The sequence below is a fragment of the Cedecea lapagei genome (assembly GCF_900635955.1).
GTDB classification, from domain to species: Bacteria; Pseudomonadota; Gammaproteobacteria; order Enterobacterales; family Enterobacteriaceae; genus Cedecea; species Cedecea lapagei.
This window is the reverse complement of sequence record NZ_LR134201.1, coordinates 2,957,973-2,981,136: the sequence shown is the minus strand read 5'-3', so window position 1 is coordinate 2,981,136 and position 23,164 is coordinate 2,957,973. Positions and strand designations below refer to the sequence as shown.

26 protein-coding genes and 4 pseudogenes are annotated in these 23,164 nt (G+C 47.0%); 17 read left to right on the top strand and 13 right to left on the bottom strand.

Going from position 1 to position 23,164, the window contains the following annotated elements:
- Nucleotides 1–24: 24 nt before the first annotated feature.
- Nucleotides 25–420 (bottom strand): helix-turn-helix domain-containing protein, encoded by a 396-nt coding sequence (locus EL098_RS14500; protein WP_232012224.1) that lies wholly within the window; start codon nucleotides 418–420, stop codon nucleotides 25–27.
- Nucleotides 421–503: 83 nt separating this feature from the next.
- Here EL098_RS14500 and EL098_RS14495 point away from each other — a divergent pair, with 83 nt between their 5' ends.
- Genes EL098_RS14495 through EL098_RS14480 form a run of 4 tightly spaced genes read left to right on the top strand, consistent with a single transcriptional unit; the run spans nucleotide 504 to nucleotide 2,757 of the window.
- Complete coding sequence (locus tag EL098_RS14495) at nucleotides 504–728, top strand: transcriptional regulator (protein ID WP_126356898.1); 225 nt, start codon at nucleotides 504–506, stop codon at nucleotides 726–728.
- A gap of 5 nt (nucleotides 729–733) precedes the next feature.
- Nucleotides 734–1,288 (top strand): toxin YdaT family protein, encoded by a 555-nt coding sequence (locus tag EL098_RS14490; protein ID WP_126358460.1) that lies wholly within the window; start codon nucleotides 734–736, stop codon nucleotides 1,286–1,288.
- A 55-nt stretch (nucleotides 1,289–1,343) separates the two neighbouring features.
- The gene (locus tag EL098_RS23560; RefSeq protein WP_232012223.1) at nucleotides 1,344–2,306 is read left to right on the top strand and encodes a YdaU family protein; all 963 of its coding nucleotides are present in this window, start codon (nucleotides 1,344–1,346) and stop codon (nucleotides 2,304–2,306) included.
- Nucleotides 2,296–2,757 carry a replication protein P gene (locus EL098_RS14480; protein ID WP_126358459.1) on the top strand — a complete coding sequence of 154 codons (462 nt, stop codon included), beginning with the start codon at nucleotides 2,296–2,298 and terminating at the stop codon, nucleotides 2,755–2,757. The genes EL098_RS23560 and EL098_RS14480 overlap by 11 nt, the downstream gene beginning before the upstream one ends.
- A gap of 73 nt (nucleotides 2,758–2,830) precedes the next feature.
- Here EL098_RS14480 and EL098_RS14475 read toward each other — a convergent pair whose 3' ends face one another.
- Together EL098_RS14475 and EL098_RS14470 are read right to left on the bottom strand one after the other, a co-directional pair.
- On the bottom strand, nucleotides 2,831–3,265 hold the full coding sequence (locus EL098_RS14475; RefSeq protein ID WP_126356897.1) for a hypothetical protein: 435 nt from the start codon (nucleotides 3,263–3,265) through the stop codon (nucleotides 2,831–2,833).
- A 211-nt stretch (nucleotides 3,266–3,476) separates the two neighbouring features.
- Nucleotides 3,477–3,629: pseudogene (locus EL098_RS14470) on the bottom strand (helix-turn-helix domain-containing protein); the annotation flags it as partial.
- 408 nt (nucleotides 3,630–4,037) lie between these two features.
- On the opposite strand from EL098_RS14470, the gene EL098_RS14465 reads away from it, so the two are divergent.
- Complete coding sequence (locus EL098_RS14465; protein ID WP_126356896.1) at nucleotides 4,038–5,252, top strand: hypothetical protein; 1,215 nt, start codon at nucleotides 4,038–4,040, stop codon at nucleotides 5,250–5,252.
- A gap of 229 nt (nucleotides 5,253–5,481) precedes the next feature.
- Nucleotides 5,482–5,607: pseudogene (locus EL098_RS14460) on the top strand (integrase); the annotation flags it as partial.
- Here the strand turns inward: EL098_RS14460 and EL098_RS14455 are convergent.
- Both EL098_RS14455 and EL098_RS14450 read right to left on the bottom strand, forming a co-directional pair.
- Nucleotides 5,590–5,702: pseudogene (locus tag EL098_RS14455) on the bottom strand (integrase core domain-containing protein); the annotation flags it as partial. The pseudogenes EL098_RS14460 and EL098_RS14455 overlap by 18 nt on opposite strands.
- A gap of 394 nt (nucleotides 5,703–6,096) precedes the next feature.
- Nucleotides 6,097–7,068, bottom strand: coding sequence for a DUF4062 domain-containing protein (locus EL098_RS14450; RefSeq protein WP_232012222.1), 972 nt, complete (start codon nucleotides 7,066–7,068; stop codon nucleotides 6,097–6,099).
- 1,078 nt (nucleotides 7,069–8,146) lie between these two features.
- On the opposite strand from EL098_RS14450, the gene EL098_RS14440 reads away from it, so the two are divergent.
- The 5 genes and pseudogenes from EL098_RS14440 to EL098_RS14420 all read left to right on the top strand — a co-directional run bounded on the left by EL098_RS14440 (nucleotide 8,147) and on the right by EL098_RS14420 (nucleotide 10,507).
- The gene (locus EL098_RS14440) at nucleotides 8,147–8,554 is read left to right on the top strand and encodes a LexA family protein (protein WP_126356895.1); all 408 of its coding nucleotides are present in this window, start codon (nucleotides 8,147–8,149) and stop codon (nucleotides 8,552–8,554) included.
- A complete protein-coding gene (locus EL098_RS14435; RefSeq protein ID WP_126356894.1) occupies nucleotides 8,551–8,754 on the top strand; it encodes an SH2 domain-containing protein in 204 nt (67 codons plus the stop codon). Before EL098_RS14440 ends, EL098_RS14435 begins: the two co-directional genes overlap by 4 nt.
- Nucleotides 8,754–9,125 (top strand): RusA family crossover junction endodeoxyribonuclease, encoded by a 372-nt coding sequence (locus EL098_RS14430; protein WP_126356893.1) that lies wholly within the window; start codon nucleotides 8,754–8,756, stop codon nucleotides 9,123–9,125. Before EL098_RS14435 ends, EL098_RS14430 begins: the two co-directional genes overlap by 1 nt.
- Nucleotides 9,110–10,143 (top strand): annotated as a pseudogene (locus EL098_RS14425) (DUF968 domain-containing protein). Before EL098_RS14430 ends, EL098_RS14425 begins: the two are co-directional and overlap by 16 nt.
- A gap of 13 nt (nucleotides 10,144–10,156) precedes the next feature.
- Nucleotides 10,157–10,507, top strand: a complete 351-nt coding sequence (locus EL098_RS14420) for an antiterminator Q family protein (RefSeq protein ID WP_126356892.1) — start codon at nucleotides 10,157–10,159, stop codon at nucleotides 10,505–10,507.
- 4 nt (nucleotides 10,508–10,511) lie between these two features.
- Here the strand turns inward: EL098_RS14420 and EL098_RS14415 are convergent, their stop codons facing one another.
- A complete protein-coding gene (locus tag EL098_RS14415) occupies nucleotides 10,512–11,090 on the bottom strand; it encodes a hypothetical protein (protein WP_126356891.1) in 579 nt (192 codons plus the stop codon).
- 7 nt (nucleotides 11,091–11,097) lie between these two features.
- Entirely contained in the window at nucleotides 11,098–12,120 is a 1,023-nt protein-coding gene (locus tag EL098_RS14410) for a hypothetical protein (protein ID WP_126356890.1), read from the bottom strand.
- A gap of 229 nt (nucleotides 12,121–12,349) precedes the next feature.
- On the opposite strand from EL098_RS14410, the gene EL098_RS23750 reads away from it, so the two are divergent.
- The 5 genes from EL098_RS23750 to EL098_RS14385 all read left to right on the top strand — a co-directional run bounded on the left by EL098_RS23750 (nucleotide 12,350) and on the right by EL098_RS14385 (nucleotide 15,949).
- A complete protein-coding gene (locus EL098_RS23750; RefSeq protein ID WP_126358457.1) occupies nucleotides 12,350–12,541 on the top strand; it encodes a TrmB family transcriptional regulator in 192 nt (63 codons plus the stop codon).
- Between the two features lie 149 nt (nucleotides 12,542–12,690).
- A complete protein-coding gene (locus tag EL098_RS14400; protein ID WP_126356889.1) occupies nucleotides 12,691–13,734 on the top strand; it encodes a DNA-methyltransferase in 1,044 nt (347 codons plus the stop codon).
- Nucleotides 13,735–14,761: 1,027 nt separating this feature from the next.
- Nucleotides 14,762–15,031: a phage holin gene (locus tag EL098_RS23745; RefSeq protein ID WP_126356888.1), complete on the top strand. Its 270-nt coding sequence runs from the start codon at nucleotides 14,762–14,764 to the stop codon at nucleotides 15,029–15,031.
- Nucleotides 15,003–15,488, top strand: coding sequence for a lysozyme (locus tag EL098_RS14390; protein ID WP_126356887.1), 486 nt, complete (start codon nucleotides 15,003–15,005; stop codon nucleotides 15,486–15,488). The genes EL098_RS23745 and EL098_RS14390 overlap by 29 nt, the downstream gene beginning before the upstream one ends.
- A complete protein-coding gene (locus tag EL098_RS14385; RefSeq protein ID WP_408609134.1) occupies nucleotides 15,485–15,949 on the top strand; it encodes a lysis protein in 465 nt (154 codons plus the stop codon). The genes EL098_RS14390 and EL098_RS14385 overlap by 4 nt, the downstream gene beginning before the upstream one ends.
- 361 nt (nucleotides 15,950–16,310) lie before the next feature.
- On the opposite strand, the gene EL098_RS14380 is transcribed toward EL098_RS14385, so the two are convergent.
- The 6 genes from EL098_RS14380 to attM form a co-directional block, all read right to left on the bottom strand.
- On the bottom strand, nucleotides 16,311–16,676 hold the full coding sequence (locus tag EL098_RS14380) for a hypothetical protein (protein WP_126356885.1): 366 nt from the start codon (nucleotides 16,674–16,676) through the stop codon (nucleotides 16,311–16,313).
- A gap of 183 nt (nucleotides 16,677–16,859) precedes the next feature.
- Nucleotides 16,860–17,264, bottom strand: a complete 405-nt coding sequence (locus EL098_RS14375; RefSeq protein ID WP_126356884.1) for a DUF2251 domain-containing protein — start codon at nucleotides 17,262–17,264, stop codon at nucleotides 16,860–16,862.
- Nucleotides 17,265–18,037: 773 nt separating this feature from the next.
- Nucleotides 18,038–18,994 carry a terpene synthase family protein gene (locus EL098_RS14370; RefSeq protein WP_126356883.1) on the bottom strand — a complete coding sequence of 319 codons (957 nt, stop codon included), beginning with the start codon at nucleotides 18,992–18,994 and terminating at the stop codon, nucleotides 18,038–18,040.
- Between the two features lie 112 nt (nucleotides 18,995–19,106).
- Nucleotides 19,107–19,673 carry an isopentenyl-diphosphate Delta-isomerase gene (gene idi, locus EL098_RS14365; RefSeq protein WP_126356882.1) on the bottom strand — a complete coding sequence of 189 codons (567 nt, stop codon included), beginning with the start codon at nucleotides 19,671–19,673 and terminating at the stop codon, nucleotides 19,107–19,109.
- Between the two features lie 57 nt (nucleotides 19,674–19,730).
- Nucleotides 19,731–20,777 (bottom strand): methyltransferase, encoded by a 1,047-nt coding sequence (locus tag EL098_RS14360; RefSeq protein ID WP_164716868.1) that lies wholly within the window; start codon nucleotides 20,775–20,777, stop codon nucleotides 19,731–19,733.
- A gap of 558 nt (nucleotides 20,778–21,335) precedes the next feature.
- Nucleotides 21,336–22,118, bottom strand: a complete 783-nt coding sequence (attM, locus tag EL098_RS14355; RefSeq protein WP_126356880.1) for an AttM family quorum-quenching N-acyl homoserine lactonase — start codon at nucleotides 22,116–22,118, stop codon at nucleotides 21,336–21,338.
- A gap of 154 nt (nucleotides 22,119–22,272) precedes the next feature.
- Between attM and EL098_RS14350 the strand changes: the two genes are divergently transcribed.
- The gene (locus EL098_RS14350) at nucleotides 22,273–23,160 is read left to right on the top strand and encodes a LysR family transcriptional regulator (protein WP_126358456.1); all 888 of its coding nucleotides are present in this window, start codon (nucleotides 22,273–22,275) and stop codon (nucleotides 23,158–23,160) included.
- Nucleotides 23,161–23,164 lie beyond the last annotated feature (4 nt).

Genomic DNA, 23,164 nt, shown 5'->3' with positions numbered 1-23,164 from the left:
GCCGGTTGATAGAGGGGTTGGGAGTTAGTCTTTTGGTTTATAGCGACCACGTAGGTATTTTTCTACGTACTCATCAATTTCTTTGAGCCTCACCTTGAACAGGTCGATCATGCGCTCCTGTTCGGATTCAGGAAGCTGACGGAAAAGCTGAAGCATCTCCTGTTCCTTTGATTTGAGTCCCGAATCTTCTTGGACGTCCTCACCTAAAAGCCACGCGACAGATACACCAGCAGCCTCAGCCACGCTCAATGCTGATGCTTTGCTTATGGTGCCGTTTTTAAACCATCCCGTCACAGCCTGTTTACTGACATTAGCTGCCCTGGCCATTTCAGTTTTTGAAAAGCCCTTTTCATTGAGTTCAGACAGCCTGGCGATTAAGCCATTTTCATTCGGTGTATTCATGCCAGTAATTGTAAACATTTGCTTTACCCCTTCAAGCAACGCATTATTGACCAATTGGTAAATTAATACTTTACTTTGCTTGTCGATACAGGAGAACTCAGATGACAGGCTTAGAAAAAGCAATCAAGAAGGCAGGGGCAGCCCAAAAGCTTGGCCAATTATTGGGCGTGACAAAGATGGCCGTATCCCTCTGGAAGAAAGAGCCTGCAGGTGCCGTTCCCGCAAAACGTGTATTGCCTATCTACATATTAACTGGCGTTACACCGCATGAATTACGCCCGGACCTTTACCCAAACCCAACCGATGGGTTGCCACAGCAGGAGTGATGACCATGCATTTAACAGCGCATAAAAATCATAACCAAGTCTCTCGGTTTTCAGTGAAAACCCAAAATCAGAATGTGGTCCACCGCCGTGACGGCATTAAACATCGTGCTCTCCGTGACGCAGTGCATGAGTGGGAACTCACTTTGCCGGGCCAGGCACAGGAAAAGATTGCGCGGCTGGTGGCAGAACAGTGGGAAAAACTGGGGGGCAGGGGGATAACGATCAACAAACAGAATCTTTTTCGTTATCTGAAAAATGAAGCTAACTCCGACAAATATACCGCTTACGTAATGCAGCTTGCTGTGGCAATCGGTGAAGCCATGCCCATTGAAATTGCCAGAAAGCACGGGCTGCGTTCTGGAATGACTGAGACTGAGCTGGTGGCCCGGGATATTAAAGAATGCGGTGAGGCGCACCAGGCCAAATTGTTAGGCGCGCCGCTGCAGAAGCTTGAGAAAGAGATCAGAGAGGCAGCTATTGCGCTTTTCAACATGTTGCCATCGGACTTAGCAGGACCGCTGCTTGCCAGCATAGGCGCAGTGACGCCGCAGTTTTTCTAATCGAGTTTTGACCAATGACCATTAAGCCCGGTTCTTTCGGGCATCAGGAGTAACCATGGCCGCGCTGCCTTACATGCAACTCTACATTGCTGATTACCTGGCGGACACCATGCATCTGTCAACAGAAGAGCACGGTGCATACCTGCTGCTCATGTTCAATTACTGGCAAACAGGGAAAGCGATACCGAAGAGCCGTCTGCCAAAAATTGCACGGCTGAGCAACGACCGTTGGATTTCCGTTGAAAGCTCGTTGAAGGAGTTTTTCAGCGATAACGGTAGCGAATGGAAACATGATCGTATTGAGCGTGATCTCGAGGGGGTCCGCAATTCGCTTGAGCAGAAGTCTGCTGCAGGTCGTGCCTCAGCCATGGCGAGAAAAGCCAAAAAAGGAACGGAATCAGAACGGCAAATTAACGACCGTTCAACGGGTGTTCATTCTCCGTTGGAACAGGAGGGCAACGGGAATCCAACTAATAAAGATCCAGATAAAGATATAAAACCTAAAAACAATATGCCCGACGCTGAAACTGATCAGCGCCGTGCTCCCCCGGAAATTTCCCCTGAAGAAATTTTTATATCGCTGCCGTTAATCGGCGGTGTGTCGCATGTCGTAACGCTGAACTACCTCGAAAGCCGAAGGGAGCTTTACCCGGCGGTGGATGTACCTCAGGAGCTGCGGAACATGTGCGGCTGGCTCGAAAGTAACCCGAAGAAGCGCAAAACGCCGAACGGCATCAAGAAATTCATCACAACCTGGCTGCAGCGTTGCCAGGACAACCCCAAAAACAGGCAGGTGACCAATGGGCAAAACCCAACTGGAAACACGGAGTCCATCGCAGAACGGCAGTTACGTGAGGGGCGCGAGCAGTACATTCGGGAACGACAGCACCACGGTGGACACTCCGGCATGGCGGCTGTGGGACCTCATGACAAAAATCTACAGCAACCGCTGGATTGCGAAGAATGGCAATCGTCCATCGGACCTCTGGGAGCAGCAGATTGGAGCGATGAGCGCTGAGGAATTAACTCGCGTGTGTAACGTTTGCGTCGAACGCTGTGCTGCAGAAAGCACATGGCCACCGGATTTTGCTGAGTTTGTTGCGCTGGTCGCAGATGCAAGTGGCGGTAGCTTTGGGCTGACGGTGGAAGACGTGAAGCATGAATATTGCAAATGGAAAAACGAGTCATGGCGGTACAGCACATCTGAGCAGTACCCGTGGAAGCATCCTGTGCTCTACCACATTTGCGTAGAAATGCGGCGTGAAGGAGTGGAGCGCCGGTTGACTCAGCCCGAAATGGACAAGCTTGCAGCAGCGAAGTTATCTCACTGGGAAAAGCGGGTGGGGGCTGGCTATTCGATACCGCCTATTCGGCGGCAACTGGCGGCCCCAGCAAGGCCATCAGGACCAACTCCAGCGCAACAGAGGATGGCGGAATATAAACGTAAAAAAGCGGCTGGGCTGCTTTGAATAAATCGAGTTTTGACCAATGACCAAAGGATTAAACATGAATAGCGAAAACCATCAGAAAGTGATCAGCTTTCTAAAGGAGAACAAGAGGGCCACTGCCCGGCAACTGGCTAAGTTTCTGGAGCGCGATAGTGTAAGCATCCCTGTAAACCGAACCATTCACTTTTAGAGATCTTCCGACATACTGATTATGTCCCCTGAGGAGATTACCATGTGCAAAGCCCGATTCACCGAACACCAGATCATTACCATACTGAAGTCCGTCGAAGCAGGCCAACCCCTCAATTTCTGCCAGCGTCGCTTCATTGATAACATCCCTTGAGATGAACGCTGTGGGTAGCACCCCAAAGAAACCCTGACGTTGAGAAATGGCGGTGTACTGATATTCGGTCACATCGCTGGCATATACCGGACTGCCTGGTTTGCGAAAGACCGAACGAAATTCCCAGACATCAGGCTGATAATCAGCCTGATGAGTGATTCTCGCTGCCCACCCGCCGGATCGCATACGGCTGCGTGTATCTGGGGAAATTTTGTGCCTCAGACGGGTATGGATCCAGTACTGCCTCTCAGCCCAGGTCAGGGCATTCTTTCCAGTCGGTTTATGCTACTCGGCGAGAATATCCGGATATCCCCGGCGACCAGACATGGGGATCCCGATTTGACAGTTGACTCTTTCCAGCTTGTTGAAGAGCCCCTAGCCTGCCGGTACAGCAAAGATACCCATCTGTCTGGTGGATAGTGGGCATAATAGAAGAATGATATTTGTCGAACATTCTAGCGATATCATGCAGGGAATCACCTTGCTTATATCTGTCCAAGATAATCGCCCTCTGCTCTGGCGTGTAGTTAATTCGAGTTCTTCGTTTCATGGCAACGTCCCCCTTGATTAAGAATAGCGTTGCATCGACCCGTTGAACTCACAGTCAAGAGCGGACGTTACTAAGTTTCTACGTAATACAGCGGCTCACGATAATCGGGGTCAGGGCCAGTCAAAAACATTACTGATACCACCGTGTATTGATCAACCTAGAGCTAGTCAATTCGTTGCTTATTAAGTCTATAGAAGTGGGCTTGTGATATACTTAGGCCGCCTGAAGGCTGTTAGGGATTGATTATGCAAGATATGGTGTCCTCCTTTATAATGGTTTATAACACTTATCATGCTAACAATACATTGCTATACATTCTCGGTTTGTGGATTTGACCCTATACATCCAACCAGCATGATAGATTGGCTTTAACACAGTTACAGGTTGACGCATACAAGGAGTCAGTTAATGTACTTACCATCAAAAAGTCTTCATGACATTTTAGCATCAGAACAAGTTGGAGTTTTTTGTGAATCTAATTCCTCAGGCGATAAAGCGTTAGTAGCAAAATTACCTACATCAGTCATCAAGTCCATTTTACTTGGTGCTAAAATAGAATTTTATTTGTTCGTTAAAACAACCCCCACACATAATATTGCATTGGTCTTAAAAGTATTTGATAATAAATCATCACCTTTCCACGCGATAGTTGCTCAACGTTGGAGTAATCGCAATAATATTTTTGATGATTCATTTTTAGACTCAGATATCCACCTATCTTTATTCGACGAGACTGACGCGAGCGTTGTATATGGAACAATAAATATAAAAACAAACTTTAGAAACAAAAGAGCTTACAATGTAATTGCAAACTTTGAATTTTCTTCAGCAAACAATCACCTAGATAACATGAAATTCACGGATTCGGTATGTGCTTCATTAGGTTCTGGTGATGCTAAACATCCGGGATTCAATGTGTTAAAATTTCGCTTTCCCGTTAAGGTTAAAGAACTTGAGACTATTATCACGCATCATGTAAATCCTCAAGGCTCATCAAGTTATGAAGTGGCAACAGAGATTGATGGTGCGCGTCAGGAACGTCAGATCTATCAAGCGCTTTGTCTGATGGATAACTCATTAACGACCTTGTCTCCATTGGTAACAATTGGGAAAAAGGAAAGAGAACTAACAGATGTATTAACTTGCTCGCTAAACAATAACGTTATTGCGATTGAGTCAAAATGCCTACAAGTAGACATCTCGACCCTGGATAAATCTCGGGAACGTGCTTCATCGAGCATGATTAAGCACTGCAGGAAAGCAATTAATCAACTAGAAGGCGTTTATAAAGTAATAAATAGAGGCGAGAAAATATATAACTCTGCTGGAATAGCACTCTTGCATGGTGGCGATTATGATTTCTATGGCATAGTCCTAATAGATGAATATAGAGAATCAAAAGAATGGCCTGAAATAATTGAGTTAATAGAAGAAGTCAGCAGGCGACACAAAATTTGCATAAATGTTATCAGCGTGTCAGAAATTATTTACAACATGAAGTTAAGCTCATCAAATACTGACACGTTCATTAGCATGCTTCAAAAGAGACATGAGCTTTGCTTAAAAAAGAATAGTATTAATATTAAGTTCATTAACTCATCATTACCAACTATGCTTGACTGATAGTTACACTACTGATTAGCACCTGACCTGTAAACTAGCTACTTTTGATAGAGGAATAACTCTAAAGAGAATAGAAGTCATGCACAACTAATAGAAGATTGGACATGCTCCCATTAATTAGCTGAGGGTAATGTATGTAACGCATCGATAGATATAAGTAATAAACTTTCGCTCATAGTTCATAAGGGACTGCCATACTCAAATCTCCCACATTGCAGGAGATTTGAGTATGAACATGTCACGGTGGAACAAAGACCGTGTCATCGACCCAAAAAGAACATTTCAGATATCTCATGTCTGGGGGATCCGAATCCGGCTTGAACTGGAAGGTAAAACACGTGATTTCCCGCGCTTCATTCAGTGTCCTGAACCAATAAAATTCCAGGATTTCTGTCCGGTACGTCCGGTTAAAGCGCTCCTAAACATGATCTGTGTCGGCTTACCAGGCTTGTCTGCTCCCCATCATCCTTAATTCGAGGGTTAGTGTGTTTACAAGATTTGCAATTCAATCGTCACAGTATCAATCTGAGTATATTCTTCACAAATAATATCAGCTTCAATAATGTGCTTTCCTGTATTTAAAGGCGCAATCATATACTCATCACTAAACGTTATTAACCTTGTGTGAATTAAGTTATCAATTTTGATAGTAATAGTATTGTCTCTCAGTAAGGTGTAAGACGATGCATTATTTGGCTTGAGGCTTTTGAAAATTCCTTGGTTGATCAAATCATTTCTTGTGGTTATTCTGTGCATGGATAATGAATTATAAGTAGAGAATTCATTCGGAAAATTAAAATCATCCTGTTTTTTTTGGTATTTAGATTGCGCATTAATTATCGGGTCAAAAGGAATCGGGGGATTCCGGTTTTTGGGGCTTTTCATTGACTTTATATATAAAAATTTCTGAAGGGAAGGTCAGCTCTATAAATATGTTATTTGCTTTTGCCGTTCCTATATTTGAAACTTTAACATTTAAAGCGGTAGAGTAGTTTTCGATTTTAAAGTATTTTTCGCTTTCAATGTTAAATTGTTCAAGCTCAAGCTCTCCAGGGATTTTGCTATTATGCCACTCAATGTCACTCTCTGAAATAAATTCAAGGAGATGCGGGCTGATGTTGTTTATACTTAATACTTTAGGCATGATGACTTTTTCAAACGAATTGAATTTTTCATCAATGGAAGGACTGTTTATAGATATTTTTATATCTGGTTTTTTTATTTCTACTTTTGATTCAAGTAGTGTGATTTTCTCTCTTAAATCTCTGTTTTCTTTACTTAGAATTGATAGCTCATTGGATAGGGACTCACTAACAACAGTATTGTCTCCACGTATCCATCCTATCCCAGGTTTTTGCATAATCTGCTTCATTAAGGAAATTGAAACATTTTTTATAAGCTGATCTTTTGTGTCCCAAAATTGTGCCATTTTGGAATTTGTTAGAACGGTATTGCGGAATTCTTTGATATCAGTGAGATTGTCATCTCTTTTATCTCTAGACAAAGCCACAGTGTCATTCATTAAGAATGCGAGAACAGGGATTTTTTTCTCTAAGGCATAATTATATTCTTTATGGGTGAAACTTATCCCATCGGACGTTTTTGAACCATATCTTAATCCTAATACTAAGATGTAATAATCACTTACCTCTATGGTTCTCCTTATTATTTCCCATTGATCTTCATCTTCTGCACTGAACATCTCCATTCCAATCGGGATATGATACAATTCTAGCACGGCTTTAATTATACTCTCCCTCTCTTCCACCAAATCTGTATAGGTGGAGCTCAAAAATACCTGATATTTTTTTTCCATAATACCTTCTGTAAATTAGAATAGGTTGGTAGCGAGATTAGTTCTACTGGGTACTCTTGACCAAGAGACCACTCTGTCGCATTAAAATGTTACTGTGCATGCCATATGATACTGTCTCAAAATGTACGCTGTAGAATTCAACTTTATAGACTATTCTGAAGCAAAACGACCTTTGGGACAACTCTTGATCTACTCCCACTTTATTGACAAATGGCATAGTTAGTGAAATATGCTTCTGAATTCAGATTACTATGAATTCCGCTGTTCACTAAAAGCAGACCTTGTGGACATTATGGCATGGTAGGCCGATATCTATCTGTGTTTGGCTCGATAGCGCTAGATAGGAAGAGTAGGAACAATATCATTGTGTATTGCGGCGAGCATTGAATATCGTACTAAAGGCTTCCGGTAATCTTGCATCATCGGCTGGGGTATGCGAATGCCCACTGAGGGAATGCGGTACCGTCGCCGTTCTCTGAGGCATTGGTAAGGGCGAATCTTTCAGAGCTTTGTACTGAAGGGCAGCAGACCGCCTTAATAGCATGAAAAAAAATTAACCTACTGAAAACACGATAAATATCACCTAAAAGCACTGTTGAGCCTTTTTCATTGCAATCCAAAATAAACGGGTTAATAATACCTGTACATTAATACAGTGTTTTTAAGTGGGGAGGAATTTTGAGCAAAGAAATAATCCTCCGTTATACCCCGAAAGACGTGCTTCAGAGCCTCCCGCATGGCGGGGGATGAAGCCATGTCAGGTCGTTCGGGGCAGCCAGAGGGGAACGAAGTGATAAAAATTAATGACGAGTTGCCAGACACAGGCTACGCGCTTATTCGTTGCGAGGATTATGCCGTGGTCGCTAGATTTAGTTCATTCCCGGATGGCGGCAGAGCATTGTTATACAGGCGTGGTGATGAGGTATCGTTCGTTCCCCTTCAGCCTAACGAGATAATTGGCACACCGACACTTTTTACAGAGATGCTGGAGAAAGCGGGCTACCGAATTACAAGTTGCTTTGATACACTTCACTCGTAGGACTGAACACCCTGCACCTGCTGCGCCACGGAGACTACCATGGCGCAAAACACATCAAAGAAACCTGAAACAAATCAACCCGACAGCCATAATGGCTCAGCCGGGCATTTTACACGTCCAGCAACAGCCCACACCCTGACGCCTCGTCAACAAGAAGTATTCGATCTTCTGGTTTTTTTCATACAGAAAAATGGCTATCCACCTTCCACAACCGAGCTTGCTGACTTACTCGGCGTCAGCTCACCAAACGCTGCAGCGGAACACCTTAAAGCCCTCGAGCGAAAAGGCATTATCACTATCACCCGGGGCGTTTCCCGCGGCATAGCGATTGCCGGAGATAAGGAACCGCTTCTTGCTATGCAACTCTTGCAGGAAATGATTGATGATCAGCCTGTCGCGCGTGAGAGGGCAGCCGCGTTCCTGAAACTTCACGGAGCGCAGCTATGAAAAAGGGCTGGTTCCAACATGACAACCTGACCGCAGCGCAAGCCGAAGAGTTAGTGAAGCGATACAAGGCCAATGGAGTCGTTACGGAAAAGAGCCTTGCTCCGGATTACACCAGTTGGATTGTCAGCGCGCTCCTTCCTGAAGGTAAAACAGCGCCGCGAATCGACCGCACTTTCCAACAGCCGTGCTGGAGGCAGTAATGAAAGCCTACAGCATAACCCCTATGGGAAAACCGAGAATGACCCGCGCTGATAAGTGGAAGAAACGGCCTGAGGTTTTACGGTACCGGGCGTTTTGCGATCAAGTGCGCCTGAACCGAATAGAGCTGCCTGAGTGTGGTTACCACGTTATTTTCGTTCTTCCAATGCCGCCGAGCTGGAGCAAAAAGAAACAGGCGGAGTATGACGGCAAGCCACACCAGTCGCGACCAGACAAAGACAATCTTGAGAAAGCGTTACTTGATGCCTTATTTGGCGAGGATAGCCATATCTGGGATGGACGCGTGTCAAAAATATGGGGAACAACCGGCAAAATCATTATCCGGGAGGCTGAACCATGCGCGCTATTCTGACCGTGGAGATTGCACATAATATGGGCGTGGTCTTGCTCAAGCCGGGCCGGGAACTGATGCAGCTTTTTGGTTATGGCAGGGTGCTTATCGAAATGCCCCCAAAGGCGATGGCACACCTTCCCTCGGGAAAGATACCGGATGCGCGGCAGCCATTGATTGAAGATACAGCCCTCGATACCTTTTTTTCTGATGAGCGAGTGATTCAGGCTGCTGGTGGCATGACTTCGCTCGAGTCCTGGCTATTTCGCAGCGTCCATCATTGCCAGTGGCCACACACGGATTATCACCACAATGAAAAGGTAACAATGCGGCATAGCCCCGGCGCCATGCTTCTTTGCTGGTCATGTGACAACAAGCTACGGGATCAGAGTACAGAGCAGCTGGAAGCAATAGCGCTGCAGAACGTGAAAGCCTGGGTTATCGATGCGGTCCTTTCAAAGCTCGGATTCAATAGTGATAGAGAGCTTTCGCTGGCGGAGCTTTGCTGGTGGGCTGTTTATATGGGCGTTTCCGAAGCGATAGGGGAGACCATGGCCCGCCGCGCACTCAACTTCAAGCCTGATCCCATCCTCTCTGTTTATCGTGAAACCGATCTCGAACCATCTGTACCGGCCACCAGCGAACTGGCGAAGAGAACTGCATATTTCCAGCAACAGAAGGAGCAGGAGCAAGTCAGAGGAAAACCCGTGGTGGCGCTGGTAGTAGATCCTGAGTATCCCCAAACGTTTTTTCCAGACCAAAACGAATTCGCTGGGAAAATCCAGGCTACCTGAAATGGGTTAAGACTCAACCGTGCGAGGGCTGTGGTTCTTCGGCGGATGATCCCCATCACCTCATCGGGCATGGACAGGGAGGGATGGGTACAAAATCGCACGACAGTTTTGCTATTCCGCTATGTCGGAAATGCCATGACGAACTTCACCGAGACCAAAGGGAATTCGAGCGTAAGCATGGTTCTCAGTTGGTCATGCTCAAAAACATTTTGGACCGAGCCTTTGCGCTTGGTGTGCTGGCTTAATTAGGAGAACACTATGCGTGATATGTATGAGGTCTTGGATATGTGGGGCGCGTGGGCCGCCTCTGATAAAAGCGGTGTTGACTGGCAGCCTATCGCTGCAGGCTTCAAGGGGCTTTTCCCTCATGGTAAGAAATTACGTCCGCAATGTGGCGATGATGAAGGGATAATGATTGATGGATGCGTTGCCAGACTAAAGAATTACAAGCCAGAAGAATATGAACTTGTCATTGCTCACTTTGTTATTGGTATATCTCTAAGGGCGATAGCAAGGAAGCGTAGATGCGCAGATGGTACTATTAGGAAAGATATGCAAGTCGCTCTAGGCTTTCTGGAAGGGGTTTTGATGGTTGTTAAGCCCGGTTAAGGGCTTAATAATTCATATGAATTCTATTGCCAAGATAATACAGGCCAAAAAATGTGGATACTAATAGTTGCCATGTTCCAAAAGTAAACAAAAGTAGATATGCTATTTGGAGGTAGATGTTTTTATATGTTTCAAATAAAGGCATGACTAATGCATTGAGCATTACTAATAAAATGCTCAATGCAGTAAGGAATGCAAATAGCATACATAAAAATAGTCGCCGAGTCAGAGGCTCCTGAGAATTGACCACTTTACCATTTTCTTTTGTTACCTTAACATCTATTGATGGGGTGCCTGTATTGCTGATTAATGGGTGGTCTATTTGCTCTCTATTGAAAGTTGCTATAGCTGCTAGTGCTGCAATATAGAATCCCGGCAGGTTTGATATAAATGATATCACAGTTTTAACAAAACCACCTTCGGATAGCAGAATAGAAGGCATAACTTTAAATGAGCCAAAGTACAGAGTTGTTAAAGTTGTAAGGATCAATGGTGCTATCCAGTCGTAAGACCGTTTACCATCAATACCTTTAATAAAAAGGTAACCAAACGGTTTGGCTAGGTGAGAAAAAATTGTAAGCATGTTGTCCTCACATTATTTCAATCATTTTAGAAATAAACTCTTTATTTATTTTATCATAAGAGTCTTTCAACCGCGACGAAAAATTTGATACAACACTTTTTTTGATGAATGTTTTTTCTAAGCTGTCTAACTTAATATTTGAAGTGGAGAAATCCACTTGCCTTGGTTTATCTGTGTCTGGTTCTTGAAACTTAATTTTAAGTTTATCATACCCACCATTATCCTTATCACCGAAATGCTGTGCAACCGATTTTATCCACCCTATAACATCTTGTCCGTGGTTTGGCACAAGTTTCAATGTGGTTTGTTTGGGAATGTAAGTGGCATTTACATCAGGTGCGTTTATTGTAGTGAATTCGTCTTTAATCAAAATAACATCAGACAAACCTTTACTGTTTATTTTTTTAAAAAGATCTTGATCAAGCATGCCAGTTAAATCAAAAACAGGCTTGTAAAGGATCTTAACGTTTTTATTGGTAGTTGAAGAAACAACATTGGTAGGGGTTATACAGGTGAATTTGTCTTCATTTGCAACGGATACTTTGAATAAAATCCTATCTAAAAAACTATTCACTCTTCCGGTTGACACACCGGGAGTGGGAGTATAGGTCATATCATAGGTTCTCTTACTACCGCTCAGCGAAATAACTATATGTGCAGAAACTTCATAGCCTTCCCCTTCCTCATGTTTCGGCGCAATTTCAACGCGAACATTAGTCTCAGTATTTTTCAGAACAGTTGTACTACCATTTTTGTCTACAGAGTTTACAAGTAATGCCAAATGAGTTGGTGTTCTATCTTGTTGCGTAGAAAAGAGTTGTGCATCTTGCAATGTGAGAACTACATCACCGTGATCATAAACATGTGTAAGCCCTACTTGAGCTAAAATCATCGGAGCAAGTACACCCATTTCTGGAACAGGGCAAATGCATTTAGCTTTGGTTGCAGCATCTGCTTTAGTGCGAAATTGTGTGTCTATTGTTACACTATGGTGGGTAATGATTCTTTCTAAAGCATCCAACTTAGCCACGTTTCCATCCATTTGTATTTTTAATTTTGCTGTGTAAACAAATAATACAAAAGAACTAACGCGTACGCAAAAAACATCGTAATGTGATAAGAATGGTCACAAAGACACAACGCTTATCAAGTCATAAAACATTGCTATGGCGGTTTTTTTATATCTTTTGCAAAGACTTCTTGCTGCATTATTCAACCAGAGTTATCTGTATGTCACACCAGAAATTAAGGTAAAAGACATGCTAAATCAGCAGTATATGACTGAAACGGTCAGGGCCGTATTCAATCAGTTAAGCGAGAGCCCTGCCACTGTAAGCGAGATTGCCCAGAATACGCACCTGACGCGCGAGCGCTGCCAGTTAATACTGACGCAGCTTGTAATGGCGGGTTTATCAGATTACCAGTTCGGATGTTACAAGCGCCTCCAGTAACGGAGGCCCCCGCTGTGGAAATGGGCGGCTGGTGGGTGTTGACGCACCCGGCCAGCCATTAGCTGATGCATTAAGGTCACAAGCTAACCAAGGCCCACCGCTTTAGCGCTAAAGCAAAGTGAGCCTATCAGAGACTAGCTTACTGATCCATGAAAAATACTGTAAAAATATACAGTGTTGAATTATTCAACGCTGATTGCCTGCACGTCCTTTCCCAAACGCCAGATAATTCCATTGACCTGATTTGCACGGATCCCCCTTATTTTCGTGTTAAACCCGAGGGCTGGGATAACCAGTGGCGCGGGGATGCGGATTATCTCGCATGGCTTGATAAATGCCTGGCCGAGTTCTGGCGGGTATTGAAACCCAACGGCAGCATTTACCTTTTCAGCGGCCACCGCCTGGCGGCTGATATTGAGTTGCTGATGCGCAACCGCTTCAACATCCTGAACCACATCATCTGGGCGAAGCCGTCAGGGCGCTGGAATGGATGCCAGAAAGAAAGCCTGCGGGCGTACTTCCCGGCGACAGAGCGCATTCTCTTCGCAGAGCATTACCCTGGGCCGTATAAGCCCGATAGCTACGCGAAAGAATGTGACAGCGCAAAACAGCACATTATGACGCCGCTGATTGATTATTTCCGTAATGCGCGTTCGGCGCTGGGCGTCACGTCGAAGCAGATAGCAGACGCCACGGGAAAGAAAAACATGGTTTCGCACTGGTTCGGTGCCAGTCAGTGGCAATTGCCTAACGAGGCCGATTATCTCAAATTGCAGGAACTGTTTACGCAAATAGCCATTGAGAAGCATCAGCGCCTCGAGCTGGAAAAGCCTCATCACGAACTGGTGGCAACCTGGCATTACCTGAGCCGTAAGCATTCAGAACTAATGGACGAGTTTAAGGCACTGCGTCGCCCGTTTGCCGTTACATCTGCCGTGCCTTACACGGACGTTTGGACATATAAGCCGGTTCAGTTCTATCAGGGTAAGCATCCATGTGAGAAGCCAGCGGAAATGCTAAGGCAGATTATCAGCGCCAGCAGCAGGCCCGATGACGTGGTAGCGGATTTTTTTATGGGTTCCGGATCCACAATCAAAGCTGCCATGGAATTAGGGCGGCGGGGAATTGGTGTTGAACTTGAAGAAGAACGCTTCAACCAGACGGTTGAGGAGATAAAAAGTTGGTCGTCATAGTGCGCCCTTTTTTATTGCACACATAGTACCCGCAAAAAAGCGAGGTGAGAGATTATGAAAATGAATGACCAGACGTCTAATGCTATTACACAGCTGTCGTTAGGCCGTGGCACGAGCTTATACCATTCTGTGGCCGCTCACGCTCCGCGAGATGTTAGAACAATCCGGGCGGAGAGATGATGCCGACTGCATCGAACAGGCCGTCCCTCTTGCGTTCAAAATCGACGATCCGGTTTAAGTTGTAGCTTTACGCTATTACATAACCCGCACAAGAATTGCTGATATCACCAGGGAGCTGCAGCGTTCAGCGCCGTGGCTAACTCAGGGGCAAGCCCGTAAGCGTGTACGCTGGTGCCTGGAGATATTCAGGGCTAAGGTATTTTTATATGTGAAGAAGGGGCGTTAAGTGCCAGCCCGCACGGGCCGGCATGCTATTTCTTTGTGTTATGTCTTTGTGAGAGGAATGTATGGATGGCCATGCATGGGATCACAACAGCAAAGAATGGCCAGAAAGCAGCGGTTAACAGTGTTTCAAAAAAGTTAAATTCAATATCGTTTCTTTTATCTGCGCGTAGCGACAGAATCCACATCCACACAAACCCGACCAGATAGATAACAAGATAATAAATGCTCATTGTTAATTCCATTTAGGGTGTGAAGCAGATTTTGTGGGCAATAACCCTACACTTCAAATTGGTATCACAGTTCAATATCGTGCGATTGATCGTTCAAAACGATCAATTGTCTTTTTGTCGTTTTATCTCATTAAAAAACAATCTGTTATTTAATGTGGGAAAGGTGAGGGTTGAAACCGGGCCAGAAGGTTAGATAATTCCCTCATGTCTGGCAGAGCTGCGCCACGGTGGCAGTGACAATAAGCACCTGAAGAAAACAAAGAACCCCCGCGACTGCGGGGTTTCTTCTTTTCTGGCCTGGTAAAATCAAAGATTCTCAAAGTCGCCCAATCGGCGGCTTTTTTTATTCCCTTAAAACACACAGCACCGTCCGGCTATAGGGAGGTGAGGCTATGGCGAGAATGAGCACAATTTACAGCAAGCTCTCATACGGAACCAGCACCACTCTGGCAGGGGGAGGTGTTTCGGCAAAGACGTATGCAGATACGACAAAAGCAGGGGCGTGGATGTTGGCTGACAGACTGGCGGGATTAAGTCTCAGCGACTGGGCAATCATTATTGGTATCGCCTGCACGGTAATCACCTGCGGCGTTAACTGGTATTACCGCCGAAAAGAACGGGAGGACAGATTAAATGGCTATGTCTCCAGCTCTACGGAATAGACTGCTCGCAATGTCCGGGGCCGGCGCTATTGCAATCGCGGGGACCATGCTTACCGACCTTGAGGGCGTTGGCTATACGCCGTATTACGATGTTGCCGGGGTGCTCACGGTTTGTTATGGCCATACCGGCGCTGACATCATTAAAACCAAAACCTACACTGAAGCCGAGTGCCGGGCGATGCTGGATAAAGACCTGGTACCATTCGCGCGTACGGTTGAGCGTTCGGTAAAAGTTCCGGCAACCGAGTATCAAAAAGCGGCGTTAATCAGTTTCAGCTACAACGTGGGCGTAACGGCGTTCGAACGTTCTTCATTGCTGCGCCAGCTTAACGCTGGAAATTATCAGGCCGCGTGTGATGGTCTGCGTCAATGGATTTACGCTGGTGGCAAGCAGTGGGAGGGGCTTATCAACCGCCGCGACGTGGAGCACGAGTTATGCTCGTGGGGCCGACATTGAGCCGGGGTGTGCTGGTGGTATGCATTGTTGCCGCTGGGGCGCTTGTTGTCATGGGATGGGCCGTGGACCATAACCGAACTAACGCACTGCATTACAAAGAGCAGCGCAATACTGTGACCGCCGAGCGTAATGCCGCTAACTCCACGATTGACGTTATGAAGGCGCGCCAGCTCGACCTGGCTGCCCTCGATAAGAAATACACAAAGGATTTAGCTGATGCAAAAGCGACCATTGAGCAGTTGCGCAGGGATGTTGCTGCTGGTGCTAAGCGGCTGCGCCTCAACGCTACCTGCAAACCAGTGTCCAAAACCCCCAGCGCCGCCGGCGTGGATGATGCAACCAGCCCCGGACTTAATGACACCGCTGAACGGGATTATTTCCGTATCAGGGAGCGAATCGAAACCAGCAACAAGCAAATAGCAGGGCTGCAGGAATACATCAAAACACTGTGTCTCAAGTGACCTAATTCGTTAAAATAGTTCCATGAGACTTAGTGAGTGGAAATCAAGGATGTTGGATTATTTTCGTACGATAAAAGACGCCTTCTACTGGCAGAAAAAATTAGGATTAAAGCCGTTGGTGATGTTTATCCTAAATAATGTCTTCGCTTACATTTTTCTGGTCGGCTTGTACCTTGTTGTGTTCAGGATGCTAGTGTATACGCCTTTGGTAGACTATGTGACAGTAGACATTATCAGCGAGATCACTGCTAACGTGCTCAATACCTTACAAATAATTTTGTGTGTACCAGTGATTTTGCATGTTATCAAAACCACGTTCAGAGGCATTACAGAAGCCCTTCACTGAGAGGCTTCGATAATGTCAAACCCAGTTGAATGATGTTTTTTCCTTGTTAAAAATCATAGTCACCTCTCGCCACTTTTTACCCTCTAGTAGCATTTCAACACACTGCGTTGGGTACAGATCATCAGCAGGCTGGAAGCGCTGATACTCTGATTCAGGAGTTAACATTACATCATGATTCACGCTTACTATCCAACCATCAGGGTTTCCAGGATTGGGGAGACGAACGCATAGAAGTCGAGCTTGATAGAAATCATCAGGAAGGCCTTCCAGCATACAGCCTGTAGCCCACTGAATAAGCTCCTTGTCAGAGTGTTTTTTTTGAGTTTTGCCAGCCTGTTGACGATTAAGCATGCGATCAAGCGTTTTCAAGAATGAGAACATACGGTTTAACCTTTTGATTTAAAATCCTAACGCATCATCAAATCTGACGGTCTGCTTTGAGCGAGAAGCGGACATCCGGAATAGATAGTTTATCTCCTGAGAGTCCAGAAAATCGTCCGCTCTCTTCAGAGGGACATATCAATTTGGATAGATAATAACGGCAGGTATTAAGCCCACCATAACTTACCGGAAAAAGTCATCCACCGAATCACTCCACTCATGGCCAGACATAGACCATACCTTGTTTATCGGGGGAGGAAATCCGCTTCTGCAGTACCCATTTTTCCCCACGAAATCGAACGCTCCATGCGGATATCCGTTGATAAGGAGCACGCACTTCTGACTGTCTTCTGACCAGCCGATTTTAACGTCAGAAGGAATGTGGCCGTCTGAAATATCCTCGACATTGTAGATAGTTAGTGCATCCTGAATCGGGTTTCCTGCAACGGACTCATCAAGCGCGTAGAAATACCCGGTCCGGCCGTCGTCTTCAAATACGGCGGCCAGCATACCCTCAGGAGCCAGGCTTTTTATCACCTGCGCTTCCCCAACAATGAGCTGAGCCTGTATCGTCACTAAAATCGTCATACCGATTACTCTCCTTATCCTTGGTTGTTTGGTTAGGTTAATTTCTAACTGATAAGCAATTTACCATAACCTCATCTGCGATGAACTAAGCCCATGATCTTCCGCCCACTTTGTTGACCACAATTGCTTTAGAAAGGTCTGCTTCCGCCACAGGCATGACTGTCAGATTGGGTTTTGCCCGGGTACTAAATTGTGTCACATTAAGTCTGAGCCAGTACAAATAATGTTGCTATGTGTCGGCACGAGAGGATTTTAATCTATGCCCCCGACACCCCATGACGGATAGCGATAAAGTGTTGGTATATTAAGTATTGTTAAGTCGATAAGTTGTTGATTTTTAGCATTACTATTTTTTCTGTTTATACCATGCCTACAAGTTAACTTATTGATTTATTGTAATTATAGTGCGGTCTTGAAAACTGGCGACCCGAAAGGGTTCCAGAGTTCGAATCTCTGCGCTTCCGCCAACATTCTAAGGGGTTGCCGAAAGGCAGCCCCTTTTTGTTTTGGGCTGTTGGTATATTTATCTTGGCCCTGACTCATCAGGCCGGAATTATGTTTCTGAATGGAGCAGGATTTGAGTCAGGATCGCCTGCTCAATCCAGATGTTGCCAGCCTTCATTATCATCATACCCGGCATGACAAGTATCTGAAAAAAGCAAGGGCCATGCTGTAGCAGCCTGACGCTCTGCAACAATAAACGACAGCTAAGCGTCAGTTTTTACCTCTGGAGACCTGCTATTCTGCTCAGACCTTTTCCATAAGCCGCGGCCTCACTCCTTTTGTAACGGTGCCTGGAACAGTTCGGGCTGCATGGCGCTGATATTCTCTACCCAGCTTAGCGGTTTTCCTTGTTGACTGTCTTCGATATCTGCGTAACGCGGAGTCGACAGCGAAAAGTCGAGGTTGGCTCTCATCCAGTGCGCCATCCCCTCAACATACTGGTGAATCATTTCCCGTTTCGCTTCGGTCATTGCAATTTCCCTTAACTCTGTTTCCAGCTTTATCCTCGTCTCAATGAACAAATTCTGGCGATCGATAATGAAACGATAGATGCTGTTTGCTGCCTCCTCACGGCTACAGCCGACGTTTTGTTCCCAGACCAGTACCAGATTGTTTACATCGCCTCGCGCTCGCTCTTTTTCAAAGGAAAAGAGGTCATTGCTCATGCAAATGACGTCCACGGTACAGTTTTTTAATAGCTGCATGGCCAGACTGTCGGCCAGAAGAGCGGGAATTTCATCGTTCAGGCAAAACTCAATAATATCCAGTACCATGCGCACGGCACCGGTATCCCGGCGAATTTCTATGAAAGTCAGTACGCCGGGCAACGCGTCTTCACTTCTGGCAGTGACCTCCCATCGCAGCGAACTGAGATAGTTACGAATATTTTGGCTAAAGCGATTTTGCTGTTCTGCGCTCAAACGATGCGCATATTCTCGCCAGAGTGAAACAAAAGCGCGTTCAACCGGGCTGAAGGGCGCCGAATTCGTTTCATCCGCATTGAGGGTCAGCTTCAGCAAACGTCCCAGGATCAGATCGGCCTGTTCTTTTTGATGACCAAGACAGCATTCATCGAGCTGATCGTCGAACAAAAATAACCATATCAACCAGTTCATTGCGATTTTAAGATCGTAAGGCGACGCGTTGGGATAAGCCCTGGCGGTGAGTTGAGAGAACCCCGATCGATCCAGGCGCTGGATAGCCTCTTCTCCCTGAATTAAATCCATCTCAACCAGCCAGCGTCGTGATTCGGCCCAGCTTTCATCGTGATTGGGATTCAGACGAGTGATAAAAGGGCAAAAAAAATCAGGCAGGTTAAAGGCGCGCATACTGTTCTTCTCAAAGATTATTGGGGTCAGAGACGGTGTTGAAAAGTTGGGTATGCCAGGTTTCGGGCCGCAATACCTGCGACTGCGCCATTATGGTAATAAACCAGGCGGCAAATTTTTCAGGCTGCTGCGCCAATTGCTGGTGAATGTTTTCCAGCGTCAGAAACTGCCAGGTATCCACTTCTGCAGGGTTCGGCCGTGGCTCTTCGCTAAAGCGTCCGATGTAGAGATGATCAAATTCATGCTCAATCATCGTCGGGGAAACCTGGGCCCGATAGGTAATTGTTCCAACGGGAAAAAGAAGGCAGTCAAACCCCATTTCCTCTTTTAACCTACGCCTTGCCGCTTCGGCGCTGGTTTCCCCGGGGCGTGGATGACCACAGCAGGTGTTGGCCCATAGCCCCCCGGAATGGTATTTACTGTTAGCTCGTCGCTGCAGGAGCAACTCTCCTGCGGTGTTAAAGATAAAGATTGAAAAAGCCCGGTGCAGACGTCCTTCAAGATGGACATCCATTTTTTCGCCTGTACCTATTTGCCTGTCCAGGGCGTCCACCAGGATAATTTTCTCTGTTGACATTCATTCACCTTTATCCGGCCTCTGCACGGACCGGAACGTTCACTAAATCAGGCAGGACTAGCGCGGCTTAACAACAAGCAGCGTGTGGAAACCGGGGGTTTTAATCTGTCGCTCAATGCGCAAATCTGCTTGTTCAAGCAGACTTCGGTATTCTGCTTCGCTGCGCTCTTTGCCGCTCAGGAAGGTCAGCATCACCAGATCCAGGAATTTCGCGTAGTCCGGCTGATTATCGCCGGCCAGCAGATGTTCAAAAATCAACAGCTGCCCGCCGTCGTGCATTGCCCGACGGCACTGACGGAGGATCTGCAGAACCTGGTCGTCTGACCAGTCATGCAGCACGTGCCGCAGAATATAGGTGTCTGCTCCGCCGGGGATATGGTGAAAGAAATTGCCTCCCTGCCACGTCAGACGAGGGTTCAGCTTATCAGCCTGTTTTTCAACTGCCGAAATCACCTCGGGTAAATCAAATAAGGTGCCGGTGAGATGCGGATAAGCCTCCAGGATCCCGGAGAGAAATTTGCCCATTCCACTGCCGACATCAAAGAGTTTGCCAGCCCCACTGAAATCAAATGCCGCAAGGGCATCCTCGATGCCAGATGCTGAGTAGGAGGTCATGGCGCTGGCAAAGACAGATCTGGCCTCCGACTCTCGTTCCAGATAATCGAAAAAGGGAAGCCCGTAGATTTTATCGAACACAGGGCCGTCTTCGGCGAGGGCAACATCCAGACGTTCAAAGCAGCGGTTGACCTGCTCGGAGCCCATAAAACAAGCCCAGCCATGAAGGGAGTCTGGCCGTTCGCTATTCAGCATGGCGCTAAGCGGCGTGTTGCGGTAACCCGCTTCACTCTCCGAAAAGATCCCACAGCTGGCGAGTGCGCGCATCAATCGCCTTAATGCATCAGGCCGGCATCCGGTTTTGTGTGCCAGTTCGTCCAGCGTTAACGTCTGTTCGTCAAGCCGATCGGCAAGTTTAAGCCGCGCTGCGGCAGTGACAGCGTGCACCAGTAAGGACTGCATGCCCAGCAGGGCCAACAGTCTATTGCGCGGCGTGTTATGCATAGGGTCATTATCTGTATCAAAGGTGGTAATGAGTGAGTCGCTCATAAAGGTTAGGCCTGAGACAGTGCAAGAAACGTTGATGAATGGCGCGTTAACGGCATAACGCATTAACAATGCCGGGCTATTGGCTTATCCTTGCGGGGTGCTAATCCTGAACAGAACCAGGGTTGTGACAACAGGCTGAATCGACTTAAAAACAGCCAGTTATCAGCTGATGCTGGCGACAACCTATATCACGAGCGGGTGAGCCTGTAATAGTATTTGCTTATGTTTTAAGATTAGTCATATGCCGCGCTCATCCTGCCGTATCAGGATCACCCGCTGCCGGGATGAAAACAGAAATTGACCTCTGCGCCAGAGCCCAAACGTAATGATATTTTTTGGCATCAAACAGTTTTTTTACAGGGGGCTTTTTATTAAATGATTAATAAAGTGAAAAATGTCCTTTAAGTCTTTTTATATTCCTGAAAATTTTTGGCAGTGTATTTCAATTTTGAGTCTTCCTCCTGCGGGAAATTGAAATACACATGAGAAACGCTTTGCATCCTAACGGGCATAAGTCAGGATGCGAAGCTGACCGAAAGCTAAGCCTTTGTCTCTTCTTTACTCGTACCAGCCAGGCGACAGCGTAAACTGCGGCCAGACGTCGGGATCGTGGCCGGGAATCAGCCTTGCCCCGTTGCGCTCGGTCAAGTGCCTCAATTTTGCCACCGAACGTGCGGCGTCGCGGGCAGAAGTCATCAAGCCAGGAAGCGCCCGGTCATAAAAATGATCCAGCGTATAGGCAGCATCAATCGCCAGCGTGAAGGCCAGGCCGCTGGCGAGCGTCACCAGGAACGACTGATGCCCCGGCGAATGCCCAGGGGTTGAGATGCAGCGCAGCGTCCCGTCGCCGTACAAATCAAAACCGTCCTCATCCAGTAACTGCCAGTTCAGGTTTGGGCGGGCAAAATCCTTGCGGCAATAGGCGCCTGCGGTGAACCAGTCCGGCTGAAAGGCATAGTCGTATTCCTGTCGTTGCACGATATGTAAGGCGTTTGGGAAGCGTCCAATCGCGCCTGTGTGGTCAGCGTGCAGGTGGGAAAGTAATACATAGCGAATCTCTTCGGGCTGAATGCCCAGTGCGCCTAGCTGAGCCACACAACCCTGTTCTTCGGTCATTAACGGCTGGTAATGTTCGACCGCATCTCCCCAATAGGCTCGAGGATCGGCCAGGCCTTCCGAAGCCAGCCCGCCGTCAATAATGGCGTGGCCTTTTGGGTGAGTCAGAAGAAACCAGGGGACGGGAATTTCATAGTGGCTCCCTTCACCCTGATTCATCCTGATATCGTGATACTTACAGCGCTGAGTGCCGGACTGGAAAAGATAAAGCCTGATCTCTGTCATGATGATTCTCCTGATTAATAATCGCGCTGAATAAACGCTGTCAATAACATCGGGCATCAGTGTTATCAAAATCACGCTGGGGCAGTAGGTGCCTGCCACTGCTTTCATCTATCGGAAAAACCAATATACTCTGGTCATGGATCTTCTGGCGGCAATGCGAATTTATGTGCGGGTCGTGGAGCGGGGCAGTATGTCCGCCGCCGCGCGCGATATCGGCATCGGACAGCCGGCGGTGAGTGAGAGGATAGAGCGGCTGGAGGCTCACCTTGGCACCCGTCTGCTGCGGCGAAACACGCGCCGAATGTCGCTGACCGACAGCGGCGCTTTATTCTATGAGCGCAGTAAAGTCGCGATTTCAGCGGCAGATCTTGCGCTGGCGGTCGTGGATGAGCGGGTGGCGTTGAAAGGTCTGATCCGTATCGCGGCGCCCTATGGCGCGGGGGAAGAAGTCCTGATGCCCGCCTTGTTAAAGCTGAGAGCAAAACACCCCGAGCTAAATATTGAGCTGGTCCTGAATGACCGTGTCGTCGATCCGGTTACGGAGGGCGTCGACATTTCTTTCAGGCTTGGCGACCCCGGTGAGGGCGATTTTGTGGCGCATCCGCTGGGGGATGTGCGGCGGGTGCTGGCTGCTTCGCCAGATTATCTGGTGCGAAACGGTACGCCAGCCTCTCCGGATGAGCTGATCCATCACGCTTTTGCGCGAGTTTCCGGTCTGTTTAACGACAGCCGTCTGCCGCTTATTTCGCTAAATAACCAGATTGTTAGCGCCCGTCTGAACGTGGTGTTCAGCGCTAACCACTGGCGGCCGCTTTATACGATGCTGAGGGCGGGGGAAGCGATCGGCGTGCTGCAGTATCCGGTGTGCCGACAGGCGCTGGAAAGTGGCCAGCTAGTCGCGTTGCTGCCGGAATACACGGTCCCATCGTTCAACGCTTTCTTGCTTTATCCACCGATAGCTAAAGCCTCCCGCGAGGTCAGCGCCTGCGTTGCTTTCCTGAAAGAGGCACTCGCAGAGACTCTACGAGAGACGAACGTATAACCTC

What these genes read in the sequence shown, in the direction of transcription:
- EL098_RS14500 (WP_232012224.1), bottom strand. Translation starts at nt 420, where the DNA reads ATGTTTACAATTACTGGCATGAATACACCGAATGAAAATGGCTTAATC.
- EL098_RS14495 (WP_126356898.1), top strand. Translation starts at nt 504, where the DNA reads ATGACAGGCTTAGAAAAAGCAATCAAGAAGGCAGGGGCAGCCCAAAAG.
- EL098_RS14490 (WP_126358460.1), top strand. Translation starts at nt 734, where the DNA reads ATGCATTTAACAGCGCATAAAAATCATAACCAAGTCTCTCGGTTTTCA.
- EL098_RS23560 (WP_232012223.1), top strand. Translation starts at nt 1,344, where the DNA reads ATGGCCGCGCTGCCTTACATGCAACTCTACATTGCTGATTACCTGGCG.
- EL098_RS14480 (WP_126358459.1), top strand. Translation starts at nt 2,296, where the DNA reads ATGAGCGCTGAGGAATTAACTCGCGTGTGTAACGTTTGCGTCGAACGC.
- EL098_RS14475 (WP_126356897.1), bottom strand. Translation starts at nt 3,265, where the DNA reads ATGCGATCCGGCGGGTGGGCAGCGAGAATCACTCATCAGGCTGATTAT.
- EL098_RS14465 (WP_126356896.1), top strand. Translation starts at nt 4,038, where the DNA reads ATGTACTTACCATCAAAAAGTCTTCATGACATTTTAGCATCAGAACAA.
- EL098_RS14450 (WP_232012222.1), bottom strand. Translation starts at nt 7,068, where the DNA reads ATGGAAAAAAAATATCAGGTATTTTTGAGCTCCACCTATACAGATTTG.
- EL098_RS14440 (WP_126356895.1), top strand. Translation starts at nt 8,147, where the DNA reads ATGGCGCAAAACACATCAAAGAAACCTGAAACAAATCAACCCGACAGC.
- EL098_RS14435 (WP_126356894.1), top strand. Translation starts at nt 8,551, where the DNA reads ATGAAAAAGGGCTGGTTCCAACATGACAACCTGACCGCAGCGCAAGCC.
- EL098_RS14430 (WP_126356893.1), top strand. Translation starts at nt 8,754, where the DNA reads ATGAAAGCCTACAGCATAACCCCTATGGGAAAACCGAGAATGACCCGC.
- EL098_RS14420 (WP_126356892.1), top strand. Translation starts at nt 10,157, where the DNA reads ATGCGTGATATGTATGAGGTCTTGGATATGTGGGGCGCGTGGGCCGCC.
- EL098_RS14415 (WP_126356891.1), bottom strand. Translation starts at nt 11,090, where the DNA reads ATGCTTACAATTTTTTCTCACCTAGCCAAACCGTTTGGTTACCTTTTT.
- EL098_RS23750 (WP_126358457.1), top strand. Translation starts at nt 12,350, where the DNA reads ATGCTAAATCAGCAGTATATGACTGAAACGGTCAGGGCCGTATTCAAT.
- EL098_RS14400 (WP_126356889.1), top strand. Translation starts at nt 12,691, where the DNA reads ATGAAAAATACTGTAAAAATATACAGTGTTGAATTATTCAACGCTGAT.
- EL098_RS23745 (WP_126356888.1), top strand. Translation starts at nt 14,762, where the DNA reads ATGGCGAGAATGAGCACAATTTACAGCAAGCTCTCATACGGAACCAGC.
- EL098_RS14390 (WP_126356887.1), top strand. Translation starts at nt 15,003, where the DNA reads ATGGCTATGTCTCCAGCTCTACGGAATAGACTGCTCGCAATGTCCGGG.
- EL098_RS14380 (WP_126356885.1), bottom strand. Translation starts at nt 16,676, where the DNA reads ATGTTCTCATTCTTGAAAACGCTTGATCGCATGCTTAATCGTCAACAG.
- EL098_RS14375 (WP_126356884.1), bottom strand. Translation starts at nt 17,264, where the DNA reads ATGACGATTTTAGTGACGATACAGGCTCAGCTCATTGTTGGGGAAGCG.
- EL098_RS14370 (WP_126356883.1), bottom strand. Translation starts at nt 18,994, where the DNA reads ATGGATTTAATTCAGGGAGAAGAGGCTATCCAGCGCCTGGATCGATCG.
- idi (WP_126356882.1), bottom strand. Translation starts at nt 19,673, where the DNA reads ATGTCAACAGAGAAAATTATCCTGGTGGACGCCCTGGACAGGCAAATA.
- EL098_RS14360 (WP_164716868.1), bottom strand. Translation starts at nt 20,777, where the DNA reads ATGAGCGACTCACTCATTACCACCTTTGATACAGATAATGACCCTATG.
- attM (WP_126356880.1), bottom strand. Translation starts at nt 22,118, where the DNA reads ATGACAGAGATCAGGCTTTATCTTTTCCAGTCCGGCACTCAGCGCTGT.
- EL098_RS14350 (WP_126358456.1), top strand. Translation starts at nt 22,273, where the DNA reads ATGCGAATTTATGTGCGGGTCGTGGAGCGGGGCAGTATGTCCGCCGCC.